At 58.2% G+C, this 21536-nt stretch carries 17 protein-coding genes; 14 read left to right on the plus strand and 3 right to left on the minus strand.

Translation table 11 applies throughout. The features are described from left to right. Positions 1-129: 129 nt before the first annotated feature. From RHM56_RS20305 to RHM56_RS20320, 4 genes are all read left to right on the plus strand, one after another. Positions 130-2253 (plus strand): TonB-dependent receptor, encoded by a 2124-nt coding sequence (locus RHM56_RS20305; protein WP_322235448.1) that lies wholly within the window; start codon positions 130-132, stop codon positions 2251-2253. Between the two features lie 101 nt (positions 2254-2354). Continuing rightward, positions 2355-3143: an ABC transporter ATP-binding protein gene (locus RHM56_RS20310; RefSeq protein WP_322235451.1), complete on the plus strand. Its 789-nt coding sequence runs from the start codon at positions 2355-2357 to the stop codon at positions 3141-3143. Continuing rightward, positions 3140-4090, plus strand: a complete 951-nt coding sequence (locus tag RHM56_RS20315; RefSeq protein WP_322235453.1) for an ABC transporter substrate-binding protein — start codon at positions 3140-3142, stop codon at positions 4088-4090. The genes RHM56_RS20310 and RHM56_RS20315 overlap by 4 nt, the downstream gene beginning before the upstream one ends. Next, the gene (locus RHM56_RS20320) at positions 4087-5097 is read left to right on the plus strand and encodes an iron ABC transporter permease (RefSeq protein WP_322235456.1); all 1011 of its coding nucleotides are present in this window, start codon (positions 4087-4089) and stop codon (positions 5095-5097) included. Before RHM56_RS20315 ends, RHM56_RS20320 begins: the two co-directional genes overlap by 4 nt. Before the next feature lie 204 nt (positions 5098-5301). Here RHM56_RS20320 and RHM56_RS20325 read toward each other — a convergent pair whose 3' ends face one another. The 3 genes from RHM56_RS20325 to RHM56_RS20335 all read right to left on the minus strand — a co-directional run bounded on the left by RHM56_RS20325 (position 5302) and on the right by RHM56_RS20335 (position 12905). Continuing rightward, on the minus strand, positions 5302-6243 hold the full coding sequence (locus RHM56_RS20325) for a hypothetical protein (protein WP_322235458.1): 942 nt from the start codon (positions 6241-6243) through the stop codon (positions 5302-5304). 308 nt (positions 6244-6551) lie between these two features. Continuing rightward, positions 6552-9326, minus strand: coding sequence for a DUF4329 domain-containing protein (locus RHM56_RS20330; protein WP_322235460.1), 2775 nt, complete (start codon positions 9324-9326; stop codon positions 6552-6554). Between the two features lie 168 nt (positions 9327-9494). Continuing rightward, complete coding sequence (locus tag RHM56_RS20335) at positions 9495-12905, minus strand: hypothetical protein (protein WP_322235464.1); 3411 nt, start codon at positions 12903-12905, stop codon at positions 9495-9497. A gap of 295 nt (positions 12906-13200) precedes the next feature. Between RHM56_RS20335 and urtA the strand changes: the two genes are divergently transcribed. From urtA to RHM56_RS20385, 10 genes are all read left to right on the plus strand, one after another. Further along, positions 13201-14466: an urea ABC transporter substrate-binding protein gene (gene urtA, locus RHM56_RS20340; RefSeq protein WP_322235467.1), complete on the plus strand. Its 1266-nt coding sequence runs from the start codon at positions 13201-13203 to the stop codon at positions 14464-14466. Between the two features lie 101 nt (positions 14467-14567). After that, positions 14568-16070 carry an urea ABC transporter permease subunit UrtB gene (urtB, locus tag RHM56_RS20345; protein WP_322235470.1) on the plus strand — a complete coding sequence of 501 codons (1503 nt, stop codon included), beginning with the start codon at positions 14568-14570 and terminating at the stop codon, positions 16068-16070. After that, complete coding sequence (urtC, locus tag RHM56_RS20350; RefSeq protein ID WP_322235472.1) at positions 16070-17149, plus strand: urea ABC transporter permease subunit UrtC; 1080 nt, start codon at positions 16070-16072, stop codon at positions 17147-17149. Before urtB ends, urtC begins: the two co-directional genes overlap by 1 nt. Beyond that, on the plus strand, positions 17146-17991 hold the full coding sequence (gene urtD / locus RHM56_RS20355; RefSeq protein ID WP_416194867.1) for an urea ABC transporter ATP-binding protein UrtD: 846 nt from the start codon (positions 17146-17148) through the stop codon (positions 17989-17991). Before urtC ends, urtD begins: the two co-directional genes overlap by 4 nt. Positions 17992-18092: 101 nt before the next feature. Further along, positions 18093-18791: an urea ABC transporter ATP-binding subunit UrtE gene (gene urtE, locus RHM56_RS20360; RefSeq protein WP_322235476.1), complete on the plus strand. Its 699-nt coding sequence runs from the start codon at positions 18093-18095 to the stop codon at positions 18789-18791. A 33-nt stretch (positions 18792-18824) separates the two neighbouring features. Then, entirely contained in the window at positions 18825-19664 is an 840-nt protein-coding gene (locus tag RHM56_RS20365; protein ID WP_322235478.1) for an urease accessory protein UreD, read from the plus strand. A gap of 113 nt (positions 19665-19777) precedes the next feature. After that, positions 19778-20080, plus strand: coding sequence for an urease subunit gamma (gene ureA, locus RHM56_RS20370; protein WP_322235480.1), 303 nt, complete (start codon positions 19778-19780; stop codon positions 20078-20080). Positions 20081-20089: 9 nt separating this feature from the next. Then, a complete protein-coding gene (locus tag RHM56_RS20375) occupies positions 20090-20623 on the plus strand; it encodes an N-acetyltransferase family protein (protein ID WP_322235482.1) in 534 nt (177 codons plus the stop codon). After that, positions 20620-21153: a GNAT family N-acetyltransferase gene (locus tag RHM56_RS20380; RefSeq protein ID WP_322235484.1), complete on the plus strand. Its 534-nt coding sequence runs from the start codon at positions 20620-20622 to the stop codon at positions 21151-21153. The genes RHM56_RS20375 and RHM56_RS20380 overlap by 4 nt, the downstream gene beginning before the upstream one ends. After that, entirely contained in the window at positions 21150-21458 is a 309-nt protein-coding gene (locus RHM56_RS20385; RefSeq protein WP_322235486.1) for an urease subunit beta, read from the plus strand. The genes RHM56_RS20380 and RHM56_RS20385 overlap by 4 nt, the downstream gene beginning before the upstream one ends. The last annotated feature ends 78 nt before the right edge of the window (positions 21459-21536 follow it).

A 21536-nucleotide genomic window follows, 5' to 3' on the forward strand; every position in this document is an offset into this window, starting at 1 on the left:
TGTGGATACTGGCGCGCCAGTATCACGCACTAAATTGTTGTTACTCTGTAACAAAACAATTTAAGCTCGATCCCCCCGCCGCCAGGAGGCAGCGGGTACACCTCTAGAAAAAAGCGACTCACTGCCCCAATGAACAAGTACTTGCTGTCCAGCCTTTGCCTGTTGGCGATTAACAGCGCACATGCGGATGACACCGCGTCGTCCCTGATGTTGCCCGCCGCCACGATTACCGCGCCTGAAGTTGACGCCGAACGCGTCGACCTAAAAACCGCCACCACCGCCGGTTCGCGCCTGAACCTCAGCAGCCTCGAAACCCCGGCCAGCGTCGAAAGCCTGACGGGCGCGCAGATCCGCGCACGCGGCGACCGCAGCGTGCAAGACGCCGTAACCCGCACCACCGGCATTTCGTTCACCGGCTCGCCGGGCAACGGCGGCTCGGCCTACTCGGCGCGCGGCTTTGTCGGCGAAGGCTCGGTCATGCAGCTGTACGACGGCACTCGTATGTACAGCGGCGCGGGCACCGTCACGTTCCCGGTGGATGACTGGTCGGTTGAGCGCATCGATGTGCTGCGCGGCCCGGCGTCGGTGTTGTACGGCGAAGGGGCGACGGGGGCGGTGATCAACGTGATCCCGAAAAAACCGTTCAGCGGCGCAATCGAAAACCACATTCGCGTCGGCTACGGCTCCTACGACACCCGACAGCAAGCGCTGGACAGCGGCGGCTCGCTGACCGACACGCTGAGCTACCGGTTGAACATCAACCACACCCAAAGCAATGGCTGGATCGACCACGGCGATTCTGAAAACACCTTTATCAGTGCCGCCTTGCGCTGGCAGGCCAGCGACGATCTGGCGTTCACCCTGAGCCACGACTACGGCGACCAAGAACCGCAGAACGACTTCGGCGTGCCGCTGATCAATGGCCGTTATCACAAGGGCCTGCGCGACAAGAACTACAACATCAGTGACGCCAAGCTGCACTACAACGATCAGTGGACGCGCCTGAACAGCGAATGGCGGATCAATGACAGCCTCACCGCCACCAACGAACTCTATTACCTCAAGGCCCAGCGCCGTTGGCAGAACGCCGAAAACCATGCCTGGGACAACGCCAGCCAAAGCCTGATGCGCAGCGGTTACTTCAGCATCAAGCATGAGCAGGAACAGGTCGGCGACCGCCAGACCTTCGCGCTCAGCCATGACCTGTTCGGCCTCAACAGCAAAACCCTGGTGGGCATGGACTACAACCGCATCCACTTCAATCTTCACAGCAATTCGCCCTATACCGATGTCGTTGATAGCCAGCCTATCGACCTGTACCACCCGGATCGTGGCCAATGGCAAAGTGCGTCGCCTTACCGCGACCAGTACACCACCACCACGCAACAAGTCTCGCTGTTCGCGGAAAACCGCACCGAGCTGACTGACCAACTGTCGTTGGTGACGGGCGTTCGTCGCGACATGGTGCACCTGGACCGCGATGACTTTTCTGTCACGGGCGACGCCACCCACAGTGATCGCAGCCTGTCAGCCAACAGCTGGAAAGTTGGCCTGGTCTACGAACTGACGCCGGACACCTCGGTCTACGCCCAGCAAGCCACCAGCGTCGATGGTGTGGGCGGTTTGATCAGCCTGAACCAAAACCAGCAAAACTTTGGCCTGGCCCATGCTCGCCAGACCGAAGTCGGCTTCAAGCAACTGTTCTGGGACCAGCGTGGCGAGTGGACATTGGCGGCGTATCACATCGTCAAAAAGGATTTGCTGACCACTGACCCGAGCGACTTCACGCGCACGTTGCAAGTGGGCGAGCAGTCGTCCAAAGGCCTGGAGGCCAGCCTTGATCTGCAACTGCCGTATCGCTGGCAGCTACAAGCCAATGCGGCCATCGTGCGGGCGCAATACGACAAGTTTGATCAAGGCGGCGTGTCGCTCAAAGGCAATCGCCCCGCCGAAGTGCCGCGCCGCACCGCCAACCTGTGGTTGAGCAAAGCCGTGACCGATGACGTGAATGCGGGCGCCGGTGTGCGTTATGTCGACGCACGTTACGCCGACCTTGCCAACACCGCCGTGCTGCCGAGTTACACCGTGGTTGACGCCACCGTGAGCTGGAAAGCCCTGCCAAAAACCACCCTGGGTCTGCGCCTGAACAATTTGTTCAACCGCCAGTACGCCTTAAGCCAATACAATGACGGCCAGCAATGGATCATGGGTGAGCCGCGCTCGTTCTTCGTAACGGCGGATTACACCTTTTAAGCACAACACATAACCTGTAGGAGCGAGCTCGCCTCGCGATCTTTTAAAAGATCAAAAGATCGCGAGGCGAGCTCGCTCCTACAGGATTGACCGGTAAATGCATGACTCAGCTCACCCTCAACCAACTCGCCTGGACACCTCTGGGCCACGGCCATTGCCATCACCAGTTCCAACTGCGCGATGCCAATCTGCACGTGGCCGCAGGCGAGTTTGTGGGGCTGATCGGGCCTAACGGCAGCGGTAAAACCAGTCTGTTGCGCTGCGCTTATCGCTTCAGCAAGCCTGAGTCGGGCCAGGTTCACCTTGGCCCGCACAACCTGTGGCAACAATCCCCACGCTGGTGCGCACAGCGTATCGCCGTGGTGTTGCAAGAATTCCCTGACGCCTTTGGCCTGACCGTTGATGAAGTGGTCGCCATGGGCCGCACCCCGCACAAAGGGCTGTTCGACGGCGACACCGAAGCCGACCGCCAACTCGCTAAAAACGCGCTCGAATCTGTCGGCCTGCACGGCTTTGAAGACCACGCCTTCGCCACTTTGTCGGGCGGCGAAAAACAGCGCGTGATTCTGGCCCGCGCCCTGACCCAGCAACCCGAACTGCTGATCCTCGACGAGCCGACCAATCACCTCGACCCGCGCTATCAGCTGGAATTGCTGCAACTGGTCAAACGCCTGAACATCGGCACCCTGGCCAGCATCCACGACCTCAATCTGGCCGCCGCGTTTTGCGACCGTTTGTACGTGATCAATCACGGCAAAATCATCGCCAGCGGCACGCCACGCGAGGTGCTGACCGTCGACCTGTTACGCAACGTATTTGGCGTAGACGCGCTGGTCGACGAGCATCCCCTGTCCGGCTACCCCCGTATTACCTGGATAACCCAACCATGAACCTGATCCGCCTTGCGCTGTGCCTGAGCGTTGTACTGGGTGCACAGCTTGCCCACGCCGACGCGACGAAATACCCGCTGACGATCAAAAGCTGCAACCGCGACGTGACCTTCGAGCAAGCGCCCAAGCATGCCGTCAGCCACGACATCAACATGACCCAGATGATGCTTGCCCTGGGGCTCAAACCGCACATGGCCGGTTACAGCGGCATCAGTGGCTGGAAGTCGGTCACGCCAGAGATGAAGGCCATTCTCGACGGCCTGCCAGAGCTGGCCAGCAAGTACCCGTCGGTTGAAACCCTGCTCAACGCCAACGTCGATTTCTTCTTCGCCGGGTGGGATTACGGGATGCGCGTGGGCGGCGACCTCACGCCGCACACCCTGACGCCGCTGGGCATCAACGTGTATGAGCTGACCGAGTCGTGCGCGTTCGTGATGAAGCGCCCGCCCGCCAGCATGGACGACACCTACAACGACCTGCGCAACCTCGGCAAAATCTTCGACGTGCAAGACCGCGCCAATGCGCTGATCGCCCAGATGCAGCAAAAAATCGCCGAGGTGCAAAAGACGCTGCCCGCCTCAAAACCCCGCGTATTTTTGTATGACAGCGGCGAAGACCGGGCCATGACCTCGGGCAAACTAGGCATTCCCCACGCACTGATCGAAGCCGCCGGCGGCGACGACATCCTCAGCGACATCGACGCCAGCTGGACCCGCGTCAACTGGGAAACCGTGGTCGAACGCAACCCACAAGTGATCGTGATCGTCGACTACAGCGAAGTCACCGCCGAGCAAAAACAGCGCTTCCTCGAAACCAACCCGGCCCTGCAATCGGTGGACGCCATCAAACACAAACGCTTTATCGTCATCCCTTACGTGCAAGCCACGCCGGGCATCGACAACGTGCTGGCTATCGAAACCCTGGCCAAGGGGTTTCACCCACAATGATGGCTCGCCGCTACGCCCTGTTGCTGGTTGGCCTTGGCGCACTGCTGCTGGTGTCGTGCGTGGTGTCGCTGGGCTTTGGCCCGGCGCGGGTGCCGGTGGACGTGGTGTGGCACATTTTAGTGAACAAGGTGTTTGGCATCGGCGAGGTGAACTGGAGCGCGGGCCAAGAACACATTGTGTGGCTGATCCGCGTGCCGCGCATGTTGCTCGGCGCCCTGGTGGGTGCGGGCCTCGCGCTGATCGGTGCCGTGCTGCAAGCCGTGACCCGCAACCCGCTGGCTGATCCGCATCTACTGGGCGTGACCAGCGGCGCGACCTTGGGCGCGGTGATTGTGGTGCTGCACGTGGGCGAGATTGTCGGTTTGCTGACCTTGCCGATTGCCGCCTTTATTGGCGCCCTGCTGAGCATGCTGCTGGTGCTGGCCATCGCCAGCCGTCAAGGCCGCCTCGACAGTGACCGCCTGCTGCTGTGTGGGGTGGCCGTGTCTTTCGTGATGATGGCCGTGGCCAACACCTTGCTGTTTTTGGGCGACCACCGCGCCAGCTCCGCCGTGTTGTTCTGGATGCTCGGCGGCCTGGGGCTGGCACGCTGGGAACTGCTGGCCATCCCCAGCGCCAGCGTGCTGCTGGGGCTGGTGTTGCTGCTGGGCATGGCCCGCCCGCTGAACGCCTTGATGGCCGGTGAGCAAACTGCCGTCACCCTGGGGTTGAACGCGCGCAACGTGCGGCTCAAGGTGTTTTTGATCGCCTCACTGATGACCGGCGTACTGGTGGCCATCAGCGGTTCGATCGGTTTTGTCGGCCTGATGATCCCGCACATCGCGCGCCGCCTGGTGGGGGCGGAACACCGGCGATTGTTGCCCGTGTCCGCCCTGCTCGGCAGCGTGTTTCTGGTCTGGGTCGACGTGGCAGCCCGCACCCTGATCGCCCCCGAAGACTTGCCGATTGGCGTGGCCACGGCGGCGATAGGTGGGTTGTTCTTTATCGGCCTGATGCGCAAGCGTTAACGCTCGTAGTGCCAAGTATCAGTATTTGACTGGGGGTAACAGCAGCCACTGTTCAGGCATCACGTCAATCGAAACACGCTTGAATGGCGAGTTCAACGTGCTCTTGTTTGCCCCGTCCTGAAAGAGAAATAACCGAATAAGATCCAGCTATTCCAGAACATCTCCAAGCACACGTTAAACACCCATGAGGCTTGGGCGGTATTGTTATCCGATAACCTGCGGCTTATACAAAGAGATCCCCACATCATTACATGGCCGGCGACCGATTAAATACAACTGCTCCCCGTACTCTATAAGGCACGGCTCTGACAGGTATTTTCCGAGCGTCACACCCAAGTGTTGAATGCCTCCCGGATGCGCTGGATCTGGCCAAGCCATACCGAGGACTTCAGTCACAACACGCTGGTCACGAGCGTTGACCGAGGCGCACATAAGTAAATTCCTTCCGAAATAAATCGTAGGTGAGCCCTGCACTTTGTAGTTGGGGGACGTGTACAGAAACTGCCAACTACCCGAGTGGAAAGAGAATAAAACCACACTATCATCCACCCCTGTCAGTGCAACGTACAACAAGCTGCCATTGCCGCCGAGGGAAGGGCTTCCTTTGAAGGAGATACCAGGAGTATTTATTGTGTTCTCCCACTCGAAGTTCTCGAAAATTTTATGGTAAAACTCACCGTTATACAGACCTTGCACGGCCAAATGCAGTTTTCCATTCGTGCTAAACACCGAAGGTGCATGTTCTGTCAGAACCCCCGGCACTTGTTCGCCGTGTGTCCAACTGCTACCTGAGAACACATGGTAATGCACAGTTTTATCAACGCCCGTATAAAAGCAGAATAAACGCCCTTCATGCACGGTAACCGCCGGTCGATGCCGCGTAAGGTAGCGAGCATCTAGATACTCCTGTTTCTCCACCACCAGTTTATTTTCCGCATTGTTGCCGAGCACAAGATAACTCAGCCCCAAATGGCCAGGAATATTGTCAACCACAAAGAACGCATGAATTTTATTATTAAACGCTACTGCCGAAATGCCGCTACAAATCCCGGTACTTTCAATCGGCAGAAGAAGCTCCCACGGCTGTGTCCATTGGGCAGGAGGTGGGGAGTGCTCATGAGGTTGCGAATGATGTTCTTCAGTCATTTTCTAATCCTTTTAAAGTAGATCAACCATTAACAGTCCGCCTGATTAGCAGCCTCGCAATGTTCTAGAGACACTTAATGTATCAATCAGGTTTGTCATTTATCTCGCACAAGGCATTGCCTTGGCGCACACCAGTCTATTCAGACTGCCTGCATCAATGTCATATATAAGTACAGCCAGTAAAAAATATAGCGCCGCCCCAAAAAACAGAAACGCCGAGTGCATTAACAATCCGCGGGCCTCCGCACGCTCCTCCTGAATGACATTTCAAGTTCTACGTCTATTTAAATAACGGGCAGACACACCACCTATAATTCGTCCTTGTCGCGCTTCAATGCAGGCGGCGACGGCTCAATGGTAGGTGGTGCATCGTTCCCGACAGACGAAGTTTGGTCGCTGGGTAACGCTTCATGCTCGGGTAACGCGACAGCCATCGGAGATACCCAATCTTTGGTCACCTCGCCAACAGAGGCCCATTGGGGGCTGGTAAACAACACTTCCAATAGGCCGATGTATGCCACCCGTTGCACATAGCCTTGAGCACTCATGCGTTTGCTCTTTAAGTCCTCAATCACCTTTTGACCGTGTTCGCGAAATAACTGGCGCTCCAAGTCTTGCGACGCCTCACTGGTGAGATACCGCAGCAGTGCGCCATCGCGGGTTGAAAGATAGAGCCTGAAAAATTGATGCCTTGCTGGGCGGTTCTGCGCATGATGGCCATGTATATAACGAAGCTCTTCTCCCAAGTCTGCCGGGGCAATAAAGTTCGCATACACCGGATCACTCACCTCTTCTACCGGGACCCTGGGCGCAGCGATATACATTGCACATACAACAAAATCTTCAGGGATCTTGTAATGCCTGAGTTCCTCGGAAAACGGAAAATCTCTGGGCAATGTATAGCCCTTGGCATTAACAGGCTCGGTCGTGACGTAAGCCTTGCGTTTTACACTTTCCAAGATCAAGCCGCGTTGGTGTACCTGCCGATCCCCCATGTTTTCATGAGCATAGCGAATGGCCTCTTCCTCACTCGAAAACAGAGGGCTCAGCACGGGAGACACGAATTTCTCTCCCTCAGATGAAGGGCGCGGATAAGGCTTCCATTCAGGCCCCACGGGGCCGCGAGGTCCCCATAACGGGCTGCTGGCAATTACCTCCAGCTTGCCAGCGCGCGCAACCATGCCAATGAAGGCACTGGGTTTAAGTGAATTGGCCCGTAACGCTCTGCTTATGACACTCACCTTGCCCTGCCCCGAGGGATCGGATTCAGGGGCTAACTGATCGCTCAGCAGATGCTCCTGCTCTGATCGGGTCACGGTGTATTTGAGCAAAACCCCATCTGACGCCGAAAAATAATACGTTCTAACGCCATTCAGCTCTTCAACTGCTGCATGCAGTTGCTGGGGAGCAAACATAGTGCGGCTCAAGCGTTCTTCAGTTAATGAGCGCCGTAACTGCAACGGCCGGACTCGACGTGTGTAATAAACACCGACCACGGTGCTGCCTGCCGGTGCCAACCCCTTCAGCTCTGTGGGTATTACGCGATCAGGGTCAAAGGTTTCGGTGTTCACGGCCAACGGCAAAGTCGCAACAAAACGATCACCCGGAACGTGGTAGATCAATCCGCCGTACACCGCATCCACTCGTTTCGCGATGAGCTTATGGGCGTACCGTGCCGCATGATCAGCGTCTGTGAATGCAGGGCTAAATGAGCGAGGAGTAAACGCCTCATAAGGCAGCCAATCGGATTGGACCCTGCCGACCTGCCCCCACTGCTCACTGGTACGAAGTACACTCAACTCACCGGCGTTGGCCACCAATTGAATATAAGAAACGGTCGGTTCAACGTCAGCCAGTACGTTTCTGGTCAACTCCCTCACGCCGCCTTCATTCTGCGGAAGCTTGGCGAAGAGCTTTTTCTCATTAGCAGACAAACTCGACACATACACCAACAGCGCGCCATCGCGAGTGGCTATATAGATAGGAATGGACTGATGACCGGTTCGAAACCCCAACTTCAGTGTCACGTCTATTGCATTGGCAAGCGATTCCGGATGTATGAAGTTTTTAAACAAGAGTGACTGAACAGATGGAATTTGATCAGGGTCGTGGTATTCACTCTCGCACCCATAGGCGGCCATGATTGTAAAACCCTCGGGCAACACCAGATCAGTACGATCTGCATTAGAAAAAACCTCATGCAAGAGAAAATCCATACTTCCCACTACAGGCTCAGTCACTAGATATTCATCGCGCTGAGCATGTTTAAGCATGAAGCCGTAGTTGCTTTCTGGCGTCTGCCAGATACGCGAAAGGCAGTAATCCAGTGCTAATTGCTCGCTGAATAACAATGGCCCCAAAGCAGGGCGCTGAATCACCACCGCCTGAGCATACTGAGCGCGTTGGGCGCTATAGAGCGAAAAGTTGGCGTCAATCAGGCCTGTTTTCCAGTGCCAGACTTCTGTGGCTTGAATGACGCTCAACTGCCCGGCACTCGCCAAAGTCCGGGCAGCATCAGTGACCTGTTCAAATGGCTCTTCTTTAGTATGGGCAGCAACTTCCAACTTTTTGAACAGCTGCTTTTCTCGCTCAGAGCCACTGCCTTGGTACTTGATCAGAGAACCGTTCAAACCCGATAAATAGTTGACCGAGACAAAACTGCTCAGTGCCAACATGATGTAAATGCTTTGAGAATAGAAAAAATTAATCCGTGTCTGCAGCGCTTCAGGAGTCCCTCTGTAGTGCTGGAAAATCGCCTCATAATCAGCTTCATGTGAAAGATATAAAGCACAGCACGTATACCCCTCTGGATGCTTTACCCGCCCCTGCGAATCTGTCGATAAAAAGAGCCACCAGAGAAAACCACCGTCTTTACCCTTGATCGGTAGCGTTGCAAAGTATTGGCCTTTGCCATTTTTAAAAATACCCCCTCCGTATTTGGCATCCCGTCGATCTCCTATCAGTTCATGTGCATAGCGGGCGGCGTCGTCTGCACTCAGATATGGAGGGCTCAGGGGAGGTAGTGGCGGTGTTAAATCAGGAGGTGCCCAACCCGAAGGTTGAGCCGTTAAATAATCGATCATTGTTCATGTCCTTATGAAGGGATCAGCATTAGCGCGATCCCCCCTATAGTCGCCCCTTTGCGCCTTACAGAGGCGTTACATAGTTAACGCTGAACAACACGTCTGGTGCAGACGCAGTCGCTTCCTGAAGGGAGCGACTACCATTGCCATTACGCTGCCAAACCTGTTTTAAAGCTCGTCTTTTTCATCCGCTGTCGACGAGCGTGCCCACGGCAGCACGGGGCTGACCTTTGCTGGCTCAGAGGTCTTCCAATCGGCGGTCACCCAGCCCGGGCGCGACCAGTTTTCGCTGGGATTGACCACAAGCAACTCGCCCGCATTGAGTAACTTGGCGACGTACTGGCTTTCAGTTTCGAGGCCTTTATCGACCCAATCCTGATTCAAATACTGGTTTTCCCAGTAGTCAGAACCCACTACCAATTGGCACAAGTCATCTTCGGCGTGGCCGCCATGGCGCACGTATTTCAACAGCGATCCATCATTGCCTGCGGCATAGGCCACGTTGATTGCAAACTCCAGACGGACAAGGCTCCTGGCCATAAAGCAAATGTCCATCGGCCAAAACACGTTATCCACCCAGTTGCGCTGGCCGGGCCTGACGACACTGGGCTTCACAGGTTGATGCGCATAATAAATAGCAATCGGGCCATAACCCGATGGCAAAGCCGGTAACGGCCGCGAGCGGCCTGTCGCTCGTTCAAACAGCGCATTGAGGAAAATAGTGTCCTGAGCATTCGCCGGAGCACCATTGGTTTCAGGCTCTTGCGGCACATAGAGGGCCTGGGCGAATGAATAAAATACGGCCCCCACGACATGATGCGCATGCGGGCGGCGCAGTCTGCGATTGCTGTAGAGCGCCGCATCATCGATATGGCTGAACGCGGGGCCCAGCGCTGGCACAGTGGCGCCGGGTCGATTGATGATGTCGATGTCCATGGCAAAAGGCCGCCAGCCCGAGGTCACAACCCCCAGCGTCGCCCACAGGTTATTGGACAGCAGCACTTCCAGAAAACCGCTGCTGGCCACCTTGCGCACGTAATCCGGAGTGCGCAACTTGTTGCTGTTCAACAAGGCAAGCATCGGCTCATTCGGACCAAAGCCACTGTCCAGATCCAGCACCGCGTTAAAGTTGATGGCCTTGTAACTGAGCAGCGCGCCGTTGCGGGTTGAAATAAACATCGTCGGGTAATCGAGCCGTCCATTGGACAGGTCGCGCACCGCGCTCGAAAGCACCGCCAGGTTCACCAGATCGGCCGGGGCAATAAAATCGCTGAAGACGTCATCGGACACCCGCGCGACGGACTTGTCAGGCGTGGCCATGTACACCGAATCACAGGTAAAACCAGCAGGCAGGCTATACGCCTGAGTACCAAAAGGACGCGCAAACACATCGCTTAGAAGCGCGGCCTTGGTGCGCAGAGGTTCTGTGGCGATGTACTGCTCAGCGCTCTGGCTTTTAAGAATGATCCCGAACTGGGTGTGCTCACGGGAGCCTAGACGGCCATGGACATAGCGCACCGCGTCTGTTGCCTGGCTGAACACCGGGCTCAAGGCCGGTTGCAGGGTTAGCCTGCCCCCCGCGACCGGGGCTTGAGCGGGCTTCCATTCGGACGTTACCTTGCCCCGCTCTCCCCATAAGCGGCTGGTCACCACCACGTGCAATTCGCCTGCCCGTGCCACTTGGGCGATGAACTGACTCGGCTTGAGCGAATTGTCACGCAGCTTGATCTGGCTGGAGTTGCTGCGCACCTGCTCGGGGTGTGCGACGGGAGGCGAGATACGCGTCAGAAATCGGGTTTCAAGTTCAGAACCGCTGGGTATGTACTTGAGCAGTGCACCGTCCTGCGCCGAAAAGTAGCGGACCTTGCCGCGGCGATCCAAAATTGCGCTGCGCAACTCATGGGGCGCAAACAGTGTGCGGCTCAGTTCCTCTTCATTGGCCGTGCGCCAGAGCTGTAAAGGCCTGATGCGACGGGTGTGGTAGGTCCCGACCACCACGCAGCCATACGGTCTGAACGATGACTGCTCGGGTGGAATAACCACTGCCGGGTCAAAGGTTTCGGTGCGCACGGCCATCGGCTCAGTGACGACGAACAGGTTGTCCTCGCGCTTGAGGACCAGCCCGCCGTAGGTGAAGTCCACGCGCCGGGCAATCTGTTCATGGGCATAACGCACGGCATCGTCCATCTCAATAAAGACAGGGCTCAAGGTGCGCCTCAAAAAGCCATCAAAGGGCTGCCAACTCAATCCGACCAGACCTTCGCGCCCCCAGACTTCACTGCCATGTATCACCTTCAGCTCGCCGGTGTGGGCCAAACCGTGGATCAACGCCTCGATCTTCTCAACCCCCATCAGCACATTGCGCAGTAAGACTATGTCCTCACCTTCACTTTCGGGCGACCTGGCAAACAGGCTTTTCTCAACCGGCGAGGACTTGGACACGTACTTCAGCAGCGCCCCGTCTCGGGCCACGATATACAACGGCAACGCCGTAATACTGTCTGCTGCGGCCAGTTCCTGGGTTTTCAAGATGCCTTTTTCCAAAGCATCGATGTGCAGAAAATTTTTATACACCGACGGCTGTTCGAGCGGGATCAATGCAGGGTCCCGGTATTCGCCATCACAGCCGTAGACAGCCGAGATGGCAAAGCCTGCTGGCAATTGAGGCTCGCCATCACTGCCGACGACAAAGGCCCGAGCAAAATCAAAGTCCAACGCCCCGGTCACGGGCTCACTGACGATAAATTCACGGGTCGAGGTGTTTTCGAGAATAAAGCCGTAATGCTGATCGGGGGTTATGTCCGAGCGTGACCGGATGTACTCAAGCGCCAAGGCTTCGCTGTTCAGTAACGGGCCAAAAGCCGGACGCTGGATGACCGCGCTATCAAGACTCACTTGATTGCCGGATGAAGATGAAAAGAAATCCGGCGTCAGCTCACCCACCTTGCCGCGCCAGACGTCGGTGCTCTGGATAACGCTCACGTCCAGCGTTTCAACCACCTGTTTGACGAAATCAATCAATTTACTCAGCAGTGAACTGTCCTCCATGGCCAGTTCCAGGTACGAGAACAGTTCCTTCGAGTTATTGGTCGGGCTGGTTATAGCCTTGAGCAAAGACCCATTGAACCCCGACAAATAATGAGTCGTTACAAAACTGGAAAACCCCAGTTGGGCCAGTATGTCCGGAGGCAAAAAGAAGTTGGCCAGGGTCAATACTTCTTCGCGCGATGCCCCGGGCGGCACCCTTTGCTCCTCGGCGAGCTTATGCGGTCGCGAATGATAGAACGCGTGACAGGTGTACCCAGGCGGATGCTTCAACAGGCCCTTGGCATCGCTCGATATAAATTGCTGAGGGGTGAAATCCTCTCCCGTCAGCTTGACCGGCCGCGTAGCCACGAAACGCCCTTGAGCATTTTGCAGAATGAGCCCTCCATACCCCACATTGCGCAGATCGCCAATCAGTTCATGGGCAAAACGCGCCGCATCGTCGGCGCTCACAAAGGCCGGACTCAAGCTCGGCAGGCTCACCGTTACATTGGGTGCAACCACCATTTGCGGTATTTCATAAACAGGTTCCATAGGCATCCATCTCCTTGATGACGTGGGAATCGGCAGACGCACGATTCAGCGCAATCTTTGGCCTTTCGGACTGCCTTCAGGTGGTAATTAATTAGCCACGCTGCGACCGGCACCAAAGCAGCGCATTTACGCGCACCGCACTCTCTCGCAGCGCCAAATGAGTGCGCAGAAATGCCCACTTATCGCGCAAACATACGCGCCAGAGCCTTCGGGGAATCCCGGCACAGCCTTTGCACAAGCCCTTTCATCGCCCGCATCTACACCTGATAACAATCACGTTCCTGGAGATCGCACCATGAAGCGTCGTAGCCTGATCAAAGCCTTTACCCTCACGGCATCCATTGCGGCCATGGGCCTGACCTGGACGGTGCAAGCCGCCGAAACCATCAAAGTCGGGATTCTGCATTCGCTGTCCGGGACCATGGCGATCTCCGAGACCTCGCTCAAAGACATGGCCTTGATGACCATCGACGAGATCAACGCCAAAGGCGGGGTCAACGGCAAGATGCTCGAACCGGTGGTGGTCGACCCGGCGTCCAACTGGCCGCTGTTCGCTGAAAAAAGCCGTCAGTTGCTGACTCAGGACAAGGTCGCCGTGGTGTTCGGTTGCTGGACCTCGGTGTCGCGTAAATCGGTATTGCCGGTGTTTGAAGAACTCAACGGCCTGCTGTTCTACCCGGTGCAATACGAGGGCGAAGAAATGTCGCCTAACGTGTTCTACACCGGTGCAGCGCCCAACCAGCAGGCGATCCCGGCGGTTGAATATTTGATGAGCGAAGACGGCGGCAGCGCCAAGCGCTTTGTGTTGCTGGGCACCGACTACGTGTACCCGCGCACCACCAATAAAATCCTGCGCGCGTTCCTGCATTCCAAAGGCGTGGCCGACAAGGACATCGAAGAGGTGTACACCCCGTTTGGTCACAGCGATTACCAGACCATCGTGTCCAACATCAAAAAATTCTCGGCCGGTGGCAAGACCGCTGTGATCTCCACCGTCAACGGCGACTCCAACGTGCCGTTCTATAAAGAGCTGGCCAACCAGGGCCTGAAAGCCACCGACGTGCCGGTGATTGCGTTCTCGGTAGGCGAAGAAGAACTGCGCGGCATCGACACCAAACCGCTGGTGGGCAACCTGGCAGCCTGGAACTACTTCCAGTCGGTAGAGAACCCGGTCAACAAAAAATTTGTGGATGACTGGAAAGCCTACGCCAAGGCCCACAACCTGCCGGGCGCTGACAAAGCCGTGACTAACGACCCGATGGAAGCCACCTATGTCGGCATCCACATGTGGGCGCAGGCCGCTGAAAAAGCCAAGTCCACGGACGTCGACAAAGTGCGTGAAGCCATGGCCGGCCAGACCTTCGCCGCGCCATCGGGCTACACCCTGACCATGGACAAGACCAATCACCACCTGCACAAGCCCGTCATGATTGGCGAAATTCAGGATGACGGTCAGTTCAACGTCGTGTGGCAAACCAAAGAGCCGATCCGCGCCCAGCCGTGGAGCCCGTACATTCCTGGCAACGACAAAAAGCCGGATTACGCGGTGAAGAGTAACTAAGTCTCCAATCCCCTGTAGGAGCGAGCTCGTCTCGCGATCTTTTGATCTTTTAAAAGATCGCGAGGCAAGCTCGCTCCTACAGTTTGTGCAAGGCCATGATTATGCCCACTGCCCTTTACCGTCTCATCCTCGGCTGCTTGCTGTTGCTGCCATTGGCCGTCTTCGCCGATGACGCCAGCGACTTCGCAGCGGCCAACAATTCCGAGCAGGCCCAGCTCCTCGAAAGCTGGGCCGCACAGCCCACACCCGCCCGCGTAGAGCTGATCAACAGCCTGCAACAAGGCCAGATCAGCGTCGCTGGCGAAGTCAAAACCCTGCGCCTGAACAACCGCCTGCGCGGTCTGATCGACACTGCACTGGCCAGTCATCAACTGCTGGCCGCCGACCCGAAACTGCGGCTGAACGCCGCGCAACAGCTGCAAAAGTCCGCCAAACCGGCGCAACTCAAGTTCCTCGACCAGCAACTGGCAACCGAGACCGACAGCGATGTGCACTCGGCCCTCAGCCTGGCGTTGGCCAATCTGCAACTGGTCGACCCCGATCCGGCAGTTCGCCTGGCCGCCGTGCGCCTGCTCGGCGAAACCGGCGAACCGCTGGCGCGCACCCGCCTTGAAACCCTGCTGCAACCCGACGTCGAAACCGATGCCAGCGTGCGCACCGCCGCCGAAACCAGCCTGGCGCAAGTCAAACGAAAATTGCTGATCGGCGACTTGTTGGGCCAAGCCTTCAGCGGCCTGTCGCTGGGTTCGATTCTGCTGCTCGCGGCACTCGGTCTGGCCATCACCTTCGGCCTGCTGGGCGTGATCAACATGGCCCACGGCGAGATGCTGATGCTGGGCGCCTACTCGACCTATTGCGTGCAATTGCTGTTTCAACGCTTCGCCCCCGGCGCCATCGAGTTCTACCCGTTGCTGGCGTTGCCGGTGGCGTTCTTCGTCACCGCCGCCGTGGGCATGGTGCTGGAGCGCACCATCATTCGTCACCTCTACGGCCGCCCGCTGGAAACCCTGCTCGCCACCTGGGGCATCAGTCTGATCCTGATCCAACTGGTGCGCGTGCTGTTCGGCGCACAGAACGTTGAAGTGGCCAACCCGGCCTGGCTCTCGGGCGGGCTGCAAGTACTGCCCAACCTGGTGCTGCCGTACAACCGTCTGGTGATCATCGTCTTCGCCCTAGCGGTAGTAGTGCTGACCTGGCTGCTGCTGAACAAAACCCGACTGGGCCTCAACGTGCGCGCTGTTACCCAGAACCGCAACATGGCCGCCTGCTGCGGCGTGCCAACAGGGCGCGTCGACATGCTCGCGTTTGGCCTGGGCTCGGGCATTGCCGGGCTGGGCGGCGTGGCCTTGAGCCAGATCGGTAACGTCGGCCCGGACCTCGGTCAGGGCTACATCATCGACTCGTTCCTGGTGGTGGTGCTGGGCGGCGTCGGCCAACTGGCGGGCACTGTGTACGCAGCCTTCGGGCTGGGCATCGCGAACAAGATCCTCGAACCACAGATTGGCGCCGTGCTCGGCAAAATCCTGATCCTGGGGCTGATCATTCTGTTTATCCAGAAGCGCCCGCAAGGTCTCTTCGCGCTTAAAGGACGGGTGATCGACTGATGAATCAGCCTCTGATGCTTACTGCCACGCAAAAAGCCGGGCCCACACTCACCGCGCTGGTGGGCGGGCTTGTGTTGCTGGTGCTGCTGGCCATGCCGCTGCTCTCGCTGTTGCCCGCCGACAGTCCGTTCCAGGTCTCGGCTTACACCCTGACCTTGGTGGGCAAAATTCTCTGTTACGCCATCGTCGCGCTGGCGCTGGATCTGGTGTGGGGCTACGCCGGGCTGCTGTCGCTGGGCCACGGGTTGTTCTTCGCGCTGGGCGGCTACGCCATGGGCATGTACCTGATGCGCCAGGCCTCGGGCGATGAATTGCCCGCGTTCATGACATTTCTGTCGTGGACTGAGCTGCCGTGGTACTGGGTCGGGACCGAACATTTCTGGTGGGCCATGTGCCTGGTGGTACTGGCGCCCGGGTTGCTCGCGCTGGTGTTCGGCTTCTTCGCCTTCCGCTCGCGGATCAAGGGCGTGTACTTCTCGATCATGACCCAGGCCCTGACCTTCGCCGGGATGCTGCTGTTTTTCCGCAACGAAACCGGCTTTGGCGGCAACAACGGCTTTACCAACTTCCGCAGCATTCTGGGGTTTGGCATCACCGAACCCGGCACCCGCGCCGTGCTGTTTTTCGCCACCGTGCTGTTGCTGGTGGTCAGCCTGTTCCTGGGCTGGCGTCTGGCGCGCAGCAAGTTTGGCCGCGTGCTGACTGCACTGCGTGACGCCGAAAACCGCCTGATGTTCTGCGGCTACGACCCACGCGGCTTCAAGCTGTTTGTCTGGGTGTTGAGCGCCGTGCTGTGCGGCTTGGCGGGCGCGTTGTATGTGCCGCAAGTGGGCATCATCAACCCCGGCGAAATGTCGCCGACCAACTCCATCGAAGCCGCCGTATGGGTGGCCTTGGGCGGGCGCGGCACCTTGATCGGGCCGTTGCTTGGCGCGGGCGTGGTCAACGGCATGAAGAGCTGGTTCACCGTGGCCTTCCCTGAATACTGGCTGTTCTTCCTGGGCGCGCTGTTCATCATCGTGACCTTGTACCTGCCCAAAGGCGTGATCGGCCTGCTGAAGAAAAAGGGCGAACAATGAGGAATGTCATGCTCGAACCTCTCATCGACCCCAACAAAGACGCTGGCAGCAGCCGCGACGCCATCGGCTTGGGCCACTCCGCTGGCAAAGGCCTGAACACCCGCCACGGGACGATTTTGACCCTGGAAGACATCAGCGTCAGCTTCGATGGCTTCAAGGCGCTGAACAACCTCAACCTGTACATCGGCGTGGGTGAATTGCGCTGCATCATCGGCCCCAATGGCGCGGGCAAAACCACGATGATGGACGTCATCACCGGCAAAACCCGGCCCAGCGAAGGCCAGGCCTGGTTTGGTGAAACCCTCGATTTGCGGCAGATGAGCGAAGTGCAAATCGCCCAAGCCGGGATCGGCCGCAAGTTTCAAAAGCCCACGGTTTTCGAAGCCTTGAGCGTGTTTGAAAACCTGGAACTGGCGCAGAAAACCGACAAATCGGTGTGGGCCAGCTTGCGCGCCACGCTCACCGGCGAGCAAAAAGACCGCATCGGCGAAGTCCTCGACACCATCCGCCTGACCAGCTCGGCACAGCGCCCGGCGGGGTTGCTGTCCCACGGCCAGAAACAGTTTCTGGAGATCGGCATGCTGCTGGTTCAAGACCCGCAACTGTTGTTGCTGGACGAGCCGGTGGCGGGCATGACCGACGCCGAAACTGAGTTCACCGCCGAGCTGTTCAAACGCCTTGCGGGCAAGCACTCGCTGATGGTGGTGGAACACGACATGGGCTTTGTGGGCTCGATTGCCGACCACGTCACCGTACTGCACCAAGGCAGCGTGCTGGCCGAAGGCTCGCTGGAACAGGTGCAGGCGGATGAACGGGTGATTGAGGTCTACCTCGGTCGTTAGATCAAATCCCCCTGTAGGAGCGAGCTTGTCTCGCGATCTTTTTGAAGATCAAAAGATCGCGAGACAAGCTCGCTCCTACAAAGGAATGAAGGAATCCGAACATGCTTCAAGTCGAAAAGCTGCACCAGTTCTACGGCGGTAGCCACATCCTTCGCGGCCTGTCGTTTGAGGTCAAAGTGGGTGAAGTGACGTGCCTGCTGGGCCGCAATGGCGTGGGTAAAACCACGCTGCTCAAGTGTTTGATGGGTTTGTTGCCGGTCAAGGAAGGCGAGGTGCAATGGGAAGGCAAAGCCATTACCGCGCTCAAGCCTCACCAGCGGGTGCACGCCGGTATCGCTTACGTGCCGCAGGGCCGCGAGATTTTCGGGCGCCTGACGGTCGAAGAAAACCTGCTGATGGGCCTGTCGCGCTTTCCCGGATCTGAAGCCAAAGAAGTACCGGCGTTTATCTACGAGCTGTTTCCGGTGTTGCTGCAAATGAAGCATCGCCGTGGCGGTGACTTGTCCGGTGGCCAGCAACAACAACTGGCGATTGGCCGCGCACTGGCCAGTCGCCCGCGTTTGCTGATCCTTGACGAGCCCACCGAAGGCATTCAACCCTCGGTGATCAAGGAGATAGGCGCAGTGATCAAGATGCTCGCGGCACGCGGCGACATGGCGATTTTGCTGGTGGAGCAGTTCTACGACTTCGCCGAAGAACTGGCCGATCAGTACCTGGTGATGTCGCGCGGCGAAATCGTGCAGCAAGGCCGTGGTGAAAATATGCAAACAGAAGGTGTGCGCGGACTGGTGACGATTTAATCTGTCACTCTTTCAGGGTAAAAAGTCCTACATATGAACCTGCCTGCCAACACCGCCTTGTTCGTCCCCAGCTGGCATGCCGAGCTGGAGCTGGGCTATGGCCGTTTCGGTGACAGCACGCGCCCGACCCTGCGCCGCCACCTTGGCCCGTTGCGGGTGCAAAAGCACCTGTACGCCGAAGGCCCCGAAGTGTGCCAGCACATCATCGTGCACCCGCCCGGCGGGATTGCGGGCGGTGACCGGCTGGACATCCGCGCCCGTGTCGGCCCCGGTGCCTGGGCGCAACTCACCAGCCCCGGCGCGGCCAAGTGGTATCGCGCAGCGGGCCCGGCGTATCAAACCGTTGAATTAAGCGTGGCCGCAGGCGCGACCCTGGAATGGCTGCCTCAAGAAACCATCGTCTTCAGCGCGGCCCAGGCCGAACTCAGCACCCGCATCGACCTTGAAGGCGATGCCAAGTTGTTTTACTGGGACATGGTGGCGTTGGGGCGACTGGCCAGTGGCGAGCGTTTTGAGCGCGGGCACTTTCAGTCTGGGCTGGATATTCGCCGCGACGGCCAATTGCTCTGGCATGAGCGCCAGCGCATTGTCGGCGACGACGGGCTGCTGGACTCGCCCATCGGGCTGGACGGCAACCCGGTGTTTGCGACGTTGTTGGTCACGGGTGACATCAGCGCTGAACTGCTGGAAACCTGCCGCAGTTTGCCGAACCCGGTGCGCGGGGATTTGACCCAGTTGCCGGGGTTGCTGGTGGCGCGTTGTCTGGCGAGCGAAGCCTTGCAGGCACGCGGCTGGCTGATTGATTTATGGCGCTTGCTGCGCCCGGCACTGCTGGGGCGCGAGGCAGTAGCACCGAGAATCTGGAGCACCTGATGCACTAACTGTAGGAGCGAGCTTGCCTCGCGATCTTTTGATCTTTTAAAAGATCGCGAGGCAAGCTCGCTCCTACAGCCCCTTATTTTTCTGATTTATACACGGACTCCACCATGGACCTGACTCCACGCGAAAAAGACAAGATGCTGATCTTCACCGCTGGCCTGCTGGCTGAGCGTCGATTGGCCCGCGGCGTGAAACTCAATTACCCGGAAACCATCGCCTATATCTCTGCCGCCCTCCTCGAAGGCGCCCGCGATGGCCGCACTGTGGCGGATTTGATGCATTACGGCACCACCCTGCTCTCGCGCGAGCAAGTGATGGAAGGCATCCCGGAAATGATCCCCGACATCCAGGTCGAAGCCACCTTCCCGGATGGCACCAAGCTGGTCACTGTCCACCAACCCATCGCCTGAGGCCGCGTCATGTCTTATGTCATTCGTGATGCCGTCCCGGCTGACCTGCCGGCGATTCGCGATATTTACAACGATGCGGTGCTCAATACCCTCGCCATCTGGAACGAGCAAACCGTCGACCTCGATAACCGCCAGCAATGGTTCAACGCCCGTCAGGCGCAGGGCTACCCGATTCTGGTGATCGTCGACGCGACCCATGCTGTCCTCGGTTATGCCTCGTTTGGCGACTGGCGGCCCTTTGAAGGGTTTCGCCACACGGTCGAACACTCGGTGTACGTGCACCCCGAGCAGCGCGGCAAGCGCCTCGGCCCGCAGTTGCTGGCCGAACTGATCAAGCGCGCCCGGGCGTGCGGCAAACACGTGATGGTCGCGGCCATCGAAAGCGGCAATGCAGCGTCGATCCACGTACATAAACAGCTGGGCTTCGTCACCAGTGGGCGCATGCCGCAGGTCGGTATCAAATTCGGCGACTGGCTCGACCTGACCTTTATGCAACTCATGCTTAACCCCGGCGCACTGCCACCTAAGGAGCACGGCCAATGAACGCCGAACAGGTGATTCAAGTCACGGCGTCTACCTTTGCCCAGTACCGTGAAGACTTGATCGTCTTGCTGCTCGACGCCGTGAAGCATGGCGCTTCGGTCGGCTTTATGAACGACCTGGACCTGCCACAAGCCAATCGCTACTTCGACGAAGTGCATGCGCAACTGGATCAAGGCAACCTGCTGTTGTGGGCGCTGGTTGAAGAGCAGCGCGTGCTGGCCAGCGTGCAATTGGTGCTGTGCCAAAAGACCAATGGTCTGAACCGCGCCGAAGTGCAAAAGCTGCTGGTGCTCAACGACGTCCGCCGCCGCGGCTTGGGCCAAGTGCTGATTCACGCTTTGGAGCAAGGGGCACGCGAGCAAAAACGCGGCCTGCTGCACCTCGACACCGAAGCCGGTTCACCTGCCGAAAACTTCTACAGCGCGCTGGGCTACACCCGCGTCGGCGAACTGCCCAACTACTGCCAAAGCCCCGACGGCCATTACAGCCCCACGGCCATCTACTACAAAACCTTGAGTGAGCCGCAATGATTCCAGGTGAATACAGGGTTGAAGCGGGCGAGATCGAACTCAACGTCGGTCGCCGCACCCACCGCCTCAGCGTGTCCAACCGGGGCGATCGACCGATTCAAGTCGGCTCGCACTATCACTTTTTCGAAACCAACGACGCCCTGATGTTTGACCGTGCCGACAGCCGCGGCATGCGCCTCAACATCCCGGCGGGCACCGCCGTGCGCTTCGAGCCGGGCCAGACCCGCGACGTGGAACTGGTGGAACTGGCCGGGCTGCGCCGCGTGTTCGGCTTTGCCGGGCGTGTGATGGGCAATCTGGACTAACCCAAATCCCTTTGTAGGAGCGAGCTTGCCTCGCGATCTTTTGATCCTTTAAAAGATCGCGAGGCAAGCTCGCTCCTA

The organism is Pseudomonas sp. CCC3.1 (assembly GCF_034347405.1).
Taxonomy (GTDB): Bacteria; Pseudomonadota; Gammaproteobacteria; order Pseudomonadales; family Pseudomonadaceae; genus Aquipseudomonas.